The 7,487-nt window shown below is 35.9% G+C and carries 4 protein-coding genes and 1 pseudogene; 3 read left to right on the top strand and 2 right to left on the bottom strand.

Going from position 1 to position 7,487, the window contains the following annotated elements; genetic code table 11:
- Positions 1-248: 248 nt before the first annotated feature.
- Both ABJF52_RS09145 and ABJF52_RS09140 read right to left on the bottom strand, forming a co-directional pair.
- Complete coding sequence (locus ABJF52_RS09145; RefSeq protein WP_348149294.1) at positions 249-1,028, bottom strand: hypothetical protein; 780 nt, start codon at positions 1,026-1,028, stop codon at positions 249-251.
- Positions 1,015-1,761 carry a carboxypeptidase-like regulatory domain-containing protein gene (locus tag ABJF52_RS09140; RefSeq protein WP_348149292.1) on the bottom strand — a complete coding sequence of 249 codons (747 nt, stop codon included), beginning with the start codon at positions 1,759-1,761 and terminating at the stop codon, positions 1,015-1,017. The genes ABJF52_RS09145 and ABJF52_RS09140 overlap by 14 nt, the downstream gene beginning before the upstream one ends.
- 224 nt (positions 1,762-1,985) lie before the next feature.
- On the opposite strand from ABJF52_RS09140, the gene ABJF52_RS09135 reads away from it, so the two are divergent.
- The 3 genes and pseudogenes from ABJF52_RS09135 to ABJF52_RS09125 form a co-directional block, all read left to right on the top strand.
- A complete protein-coding gene (locus tag ABJF52_RS09135; RefSeq protein ID WP_348149290.1) occupies positions 1,986-4,913 on the top strand; it encodes a hypothetical protein in 2,928 nt (975 codons plus the stop codon).
- A 5-nt stretch (positions 4,914-4,918) separates the two neighbouring features.
- Positions 4,919-6,079 carry a gliding motility-associated C-terminal domain-containing protein gene (locus tag ABJF52_RS09130; protein WP_348149288.1) on the top strand — a complete coding sequence of 387 codons (1,161 nt, stop codon included), beginning with the start codon at positions 4,919-4,921 and terminating at the stop codon, positions 6,077-6,079.
- 355 nt (positions 6,080-6,434) lie between these two features.
- Positions 6,435-7,487, top strand: a pseudogene (locus ABJF52_RS09125) (hypothetical protein); the annotation flags it as partial.

Genomic DNA, 7,487 nt, shown 5'->3' with positions numbered 1-7,487 from the left:
CTCCGAGTAACTCACATTGGTTACACTCATATAAAACTTATGAGCTCCTATAAATGCAAATAGCGGTAAAATGAGTAAGAATATACTATTTCTAAAAAATTTCATACGCATTAAATTAAGCATGTAAAAATAAGCAAAGGTTATGCCATTTATTACAAAGTAATTTTATTAATCACCAATCAAAAACACATTTAAAGATCTACAAGAACCCACCCGCATTAAACACCACAACCACAATCATTAACACCTTAATCCAACCCATTATTTTTTCGATAAATAACACTTTTTCTACGCATGTATTCCCAAATTTTTAATCGGTCGTGGCTATCTACAATAGTTTGAAAACTATCATCTACTTCACAGAAATACATAAAAGCATCTATTTGTTCTTCAGGTATTTTTAAATCTGTTCTAAAAAGTGAATCCACATAAAAAGCACGTACTCTTTGTGTTCTATTGTATTCAGAATTTCGTTGCACTCGTTGTTTTAGCATTTTAGTGCGACCGGTAATCGCATTTATAAGTGGGTCCACGCTCATAATAGGGTTAGCGGTGGCTGCAAACAATTCGCGTTCTGCTTTTGAAGGCAATTTTACATAGGCATTAGGTAGGTTTAATGTAGAAGCCGTAATAATTCTACCTGTATTTAAGTTAGCAGCATCCCGCGATAAATCACCAGAAAGGTTATATGGGCGAACTACTACTTCTGATAATTCAGTTAGCGCATCTTCCATTTGTATTTGCGCCAATTCTTGTTCCAAAAGTGCAAGTGTTACAACAATTTCTTTCCGTTTAAACTGTACTGCAGAAATAACTAATGTATCAAAGAGTTTTACTGGAATTTCAAAAAAACCATCAATATCTGAAATGGTAAATTTATTGCTGGATATATTTAAAATATGTGTTGCTGCCACATCTCCATCTGCACTATAAACTTTACCTTTCAAATCGGTGTGAAATTGATCTTGAGCACACACCATTGTGGTCAATAAAATAAGAATAGCACTAAGAAGATTATTTATCCGCATCCATTTGGGTTCGGTATTCTCTACTTTGATTTACTAAGAAATCTAACAATTGGAATTCATTGTCTTTTTTCAGCAATGCTCTTTCATCCATATTTTCATCAACAAAATATAAAAAGTTCTCAATTTTATCTTGTGGCAATTTTAAATCGAGTACAAAAAAATCGTCACTATAAACTTGTCGTAATACTTCACTAGGCTTCAATTTTGGCAAACTCTCCTTTTCTTTGTTTTTGCCGCTCGCCATTATGGCTTTAAAAATATTTATAAAGTTGATGCCATCTTTCATACCTCGTTCTGATTGTGATAATGAAATATTTTCAACTTCGGTAGTACGGTCTATTTCGTACTCTACTTCCTTAAATTTTTCGTTTTGCGCTTGCAAAAATTTCTCTTTATCTTCCGGCGAAACAACTACTTCATCTAGTTCAGTAACCTTTTCATTAACTTCAACCACCAATCTGTTATTTTCTATAATAGCCGCAGTAATTTTGACTACTTCTAACTCATAGTTTAAAGCAGTAAAAGCCAGTTCATCCCCTTCTTTTACTTTAATAGCAAACTGTCCGTTAGCATTGGTAATTGTTGCCATTTCGGTAGTAATATTAATCACATTTTCATTAGGCACATTTACATCTCTATATATTACTTGCCCACGCAATAATGTTCGCGTATCGTCCTGTGCATTTGCAAAGGTAAATCCAATAAGAATAATAATAATGTAGAGCTTTTTCATAGGGTTTAAAGTAAAAACAAGTTTCGTTCTAAAAAAAAAGTATGCAACTAAACTTTTGTTAATTTGTATCCGTAAATTATTATGCTAATGTATGATTTTACTTATGCAAATGAACCATTAAGCCCTTCGAATAACCATTTAATCGTTAAATATTTACTATGTTATTGCTTAATTGTATTTTTGGTAATGCTGTAATTTTGAAAAGGAAAATAAATCTCCTCCCTATGAGAAACTCACGATTAACCCTACTTATCGCTCTTTTTGCCATGCCTGCATTATTCGCGCAGATTAAGATTGGTGATAATCCACAAGCCATTTCGCCTACTTCGGTTTTAGAACTTGAAAGTAACGACCGTGTTTTGGTAATTACAAGAATTAATACCACACAAATGAATGCTATTGTCCCCAACCAAGGGGCTATGGTGTACAATACAGATACGCAGTGTATTCATTATTTTGATGGTACACAATGGGTAAATTTATGTAATTCTGCCGGTTTTGAATTGGCCGAAAATAGCGTTAGCAGTATTCATGTAATAGATTTTAGTATTACCGGCGATGATATACAAAATGGCTCTATCGGTCCCGGAAAATTGCAAAATGAATCGGTAACGCAAGACAAACTAGGCGAAAACTCTGTTGGAGCCTATGCTTTAGACAACGCTAATATAGGGGTTACGGCATTTGATAATGATGCAGGATATATTACAGCTGCCGATTTAGACATTGTAAGTGCTGCTGCCGGAAATGTTATAACCGACAACGGAGGCGCTTATTATGATGATTCTTTCCTTATTGCAGACATAGCGCAAAATGCAGCAGACATTGCACTTGATAATGATACCAACGCCAACAATGAGATACAGAGTTTAACCTTAACAGGTAACCAACTAGAAATTTCAGGAAGTAATACAGTCACCTTACCATCATCTGCAGCTCCCGACGGTTCTGAAACAATTGTAACTCAAGGCACTAACGTAACTATTACCGGAGATGGAACTACAGCTACTCCTTATGTAATAAATGCTACTGGAGGTACAGGAAGTACTGAAATTGCTGACCAAACAACCATAACAGGTATAGGAACTGCTGCAGATCCTTTTACTATTGAACCAGGCGGAATAAATCAAGTTTTAACAACTAATGCAAGCGGTGTTATTGAGTGGCAAGCAGGAGGTACAGGTGGAACCACTGAAATTGCTGACCAAACAACCATAACAGGTATAGGAACTGCTGCTGACCCCTTTACCATTGAACCAGGAACTGATGGTCAATTTTTAACCACAGATGCTAGTGGTGATGTCATTTGGCAAACAGTTGCTCCAGGTGTTGGCGAAGTAAATACAGCTTCAAATAGCGGTACAGGAGGCATTGGAATTGTGCTTAACAAAAATGGGTTAGACTTACCTTTCAAAAGCTTAAACACCGGTGATTCTGGTCTTTTAACAATAAGCGATGATACTGCCAATAACGAAATTGATATCGATATTACACCAGCAGCACCTTTATCTCCTGCTGCTGATCAAATGTTAATCACTAATAGTTTAACAGATGCAGTAGAGTGGGCTGAAGTACCAACAGGTTTAGACCATAATGGAACTGAAAACTCTATTTTCTTTTCTGACGTAAATGGTGACCCAACTTTTGCTGATGGTGAATTTTTCTGGGATACCGATGTTAGAGAAGAAAATGGAGGAAATTTTGGTGCATTAGGTATTGGCTTAGATGGTGGAGTTATGAGTACTAAATCCAAAGTACATGTAGCTGAACAATTAAATGGTAAGCTTTCATACCCACTTGAAATACAGAATAGAACGAATCAAAACACGAACAACTCTTCGGTTGGATTGTTATTTTCGGTAGATCTTTCAAACGCACATGGCAAAGGAGCATTGGCATATGAAAGAACTGGTGATTGGGGTGTTGGTGATTTTCATTTTTTACAAAATTTAGATCCTAGCTCAACAAATCCAATATTAGATGATAAAATTTTAAGTATTGAAAGTGATGGTGACCTTGTACTTACAGGTGATATTCTTGCCAAAAATGGTGCAGCAACAAGTGTAGGATGGGTATTAACTAACACAACAAATGGCACGGAATGGGCTCCTTCTAGCGGATCAATTGTTCAAGACACCGAAACGGATGATGGCCTAACTCATCAGTTAGCCGCATCGGGATATGATATTAATGTTGATGGTTCTACAATAGAAATAGACACCGATGCTTTGAGAGTCAAACCCAATGGTATTACCTCAAATGAAATTGATGATGATGCAGTTGGTGAAGATCAAATCGAAGATTTTAGTGTATCCCTTGCAAAAATTGAACCTTTAGCACCAGCACCTGCCACAAATCAAATGTTAATCACAAATACCGCGGGTTCTGTTGTCTGGCAAGCTGTTCCAACAGGCACTGGAAATCTTGCTACAACAAATCTAACACAAACCGCTACAGAGGATAGGACATATAATATGTCGGGGCAAACCTTAACTTTTTTAAATGGCAAGATTGGAGTTGGCACAGGAACAATTGACACAGACCCAAACGTTGCATTACATGTTCTTGGAAATGGACAAGTTAGAGCTGCTTCATTTAAAGTTGCCAATGGCTCTGCAAATCTTCCAGCTTACAGATTTACCGATGATTTAAACACTGGAATGTTTTTAGCAAATCCAAGTGGTAGTGAACTAGGATTTTCCACTGCTTCCACAGAAGCTATTAGAATTGATGATGCTCAAAATGTTGGTATAGGCACAACGACACCCGATGAAAGTCTTCATGTTGGCAACAACATGCGTTTAGATGGTGCTTTTGAAGATAAAGATGGCGAAGCAGGCAATGCAGATTATATTTTATCCTCTACTGGTACGGCTACTGATTGGATAGTTGCACCAGACGGTGTAGATTTAATTGGTTCTGATACATCTGTTATTTCTTCTAGAACATTGGTTTATCCAACAGCATTACCAAATGCAAATTACATTGTCAATGTTTCTGTCCAAAACAATGACAACAGCAATCCTATGATAGCGACCATTACAGGTAAAACACCAACTGATTTATCTATTGAGATAATTGAATGGAATGGAACAAATTTTGTCAATTCTTTTTCAAGTGCCACGGTTTATTATACGATTTACAATCAATAAAAAGAATGAAACTCCTACCCTACATATTCATTTTTATGGCTTTTGCCTTCGGCAAGGCGCAATCTGGTAATTACAACCAGGGTAATTTGCGCATACACCAAGATGGCAAAATTGGTTTTCATGCAGACCTAATTAACGATGGCGTTATAGACGACAACGTGGGCCTAGCTGGTTTTTATGGTGATGCAAATACTTTGGAAGTTAGTGGTGCTTTTGCAGCTACCTTTTATGATACCGAATTTATGTCGCAAAGTGGTGTACTTTTAAGCACACCAATGAATGTTGCTAACAATTCTAATTTTATTTCAGGAAATGTAGTGACCGTGCGTTCGCAACCGAATGTTACACTTAATTATCTAGATTTAGGATTTTCAGCTGGGGAATCTGATATTTCCAAAGTCAACGGTTACGCTAGCGTCAACAACCAACAAAATTTTACGTTTCCTATTGGCGATGGCACACAATTAAGAGCCCTAATACTCAATTCTAATAGCAACAACACCCTAGCAAAGTGTGCATATTTTTATGAAGACCCTAACAATCCATCAACATTTACAACAGATTTTAATACCAATTCCAAATCTTCTACTATAGGTACTGTTAGTAGCGAAGAATTTTGGCATTTAGAAGGAAGTGTACCATCAACAATTAGTATTAGTTGGAATAGCAGAAGTAATATAGGTGTATTAACAGATGACCCGAATAATGTAGTTGCTGTAGGATGGAGCAAGGCAATAAACCAATGGGTTAGTTTGGGTGGTACATCAACTGGTGATTTAACACAAGGTTTTGCTGTTTCTGCCAGTTTTATTCCTGATGATTATGAGATTATTACATTTAGTGGCGGTGGGGAACCAAGTGATTTATTAACATTAGACAATTATTTAGTCACGCCCAATGGTGACGGTATAAACGATGTTCTTGAATTTCCAGAATTGGAACTTTCACCTAACAATCATATGCGAATTTTTGACCGTTATGGTTTAAAAGTTTTTGACAAGCAGAATTATGTAAATGAATTTAATGGTTTTTCAAACGTCAACGGATTCGTAATTAATAAAGAAGAAGGTTTGCCCTCTGGCGTATATTTCTACATTATTGCAATGGACGATTTAGGTCTGGATTTTCAAGGTTATTTATACTTAGGCACTCAAAATTCTAATTAAACTTCTTTCATCATATTTTCGTTATTTTCTTTCTCCTATTTCATTCTTGTAATCCATAATTTTATTGAAAACCAGCTAATATTGAGCTTAGGTTTGAAATAAAAATACTACATATTACATTCAAAATTCTATAACATATATCCTCTCTTAAAGATGATATAACAGTCGTTAATCGACAAATTACACCATTATATCTATTAAAAAAACCAGTATAAAAAGTCGTTTAAATTCCATTGAAATCAATTCAATGGAGTTTTACAACATATATATAACGGTACACAACATATTTTTATTTATGGAGCCAGTGCAGACTAAATTTGATGCTAACTATTAAGTTAACAATTACCCCATTTCTATGAACTTCCAGAAAATAAGTCTGATCTTAATATTCTTTGCTTCGGCTTTGGGCTATGCTCAAGTTAAAGTTGGTGAGAATCCTGATACGATTCACCAATCATCAATTATTGAACTAGAAAGTGATTCAAAAGTACTTGTATTAACTAGAGTAGATGACATCGAAATGTATGCGATACGCCCACTAGCAGGTGGTATGGTTTATAATACAGAGCAAGGATGTATATTTCAATACAATGGCACTACATGGAACTCTTTATGTAGTTCTGGAACAACTTTGAATGAAACGACCACAGTAATTATAGATAATAACGACGGAAGCTTTTCATACACCAATGAAGATAATCAAGCAGTTGTAATTAACAAAGCGAGTATTATAAATGACGGGAATGGAAACTACACTTTTACCAATAACAACGGCAGTCCAATAACTTTTAAAGGTACTGATAATCAAGATGCAACAGAAGTACTCTTAAATACACCAATTGATGTTGATGGTGATGGAACAGCTGAAAATGATGTTCAAAGTGCTATTGCTGGGTTAGCAAATCTAAATACTGACGACGATATTACTGATGTTAATTTCGATGGCACAAATTTAACTGTTGAAGAAGGCACAACTTCTTTCAGTGCAAATCTTTCAACTTTAGATGATTCTGCTGCAATTACAACTTTACAAGCTGATGTGGATCAAAACGAAACAGATGCAGATACAGCTATTGCTGCAGTACAAGCTGATGTTGACCAAAACGAAACCGATGCTGATAACGCAATTGCTGCTGTACAAGCGGATGTAGATCAAAATGAAACAGATGCTGATAACGCTATTGCTGCTAATACAGCTGCAATTACTGCGCATAATACGGCTGATCAAGATATTTCAGCAACCAACGAACTTTCTGACTTAGACCTTACTGGAAATATTCTTACGCTTACCAATCCTGCTACAGGAACGAATGAGGTAGATTTAGCCGGTTTTGTGTCTAGCGATGATCAAAACTTAGAATCCGCTACCCTTTCTGCTGCTAATGAATTAGGGATTAATATCGAAGGT

It is taken from the genome of Aurantibacter sp., from assembly GCF_039941195.1.
GTDB lineage: Bacteria > Bacteroidota > Bacteroidia > Flavobacteriales > Flavobacteriaceae > Aurantibacter_A.
Note: the sequence above shows the minus strand (reverse complement) of the source record. Positions and strands in the feature narration are given on the sequence as shown.

Bases quoted from the DNA above. Each gene is read 5' to 3' on its own strand.
- ABJF52_RS09140 (WP_348149292.1), bottom strand. From the start codon at position 1,761: ATGAAAAAGCTCTACATTATTATTATTCTTATTGGATTTACCTTTGCA.
- ABJF52_RS09145 (WP_348149294.1), bottom strand. From the start codon at position 1,028: ATGCGGATAAATAATCTTCTTAGTGCTATTCTTATTTTATTGACCACA.
- ABJF52_RS09135 (WP_348149290.1), top strand. From the start codon at position 1,986: ATGAGAAACTCACGATTAACCCTACTTATCGCTCTTTTTGCCATGCCT.
- ABJF52_RS09130 (WP_348149288.1), top strand. From the start codon at position 4,919: ATGAAACTCCTACCCTACATATTCATTTTTATGGCTTTTGCCTTCGGC.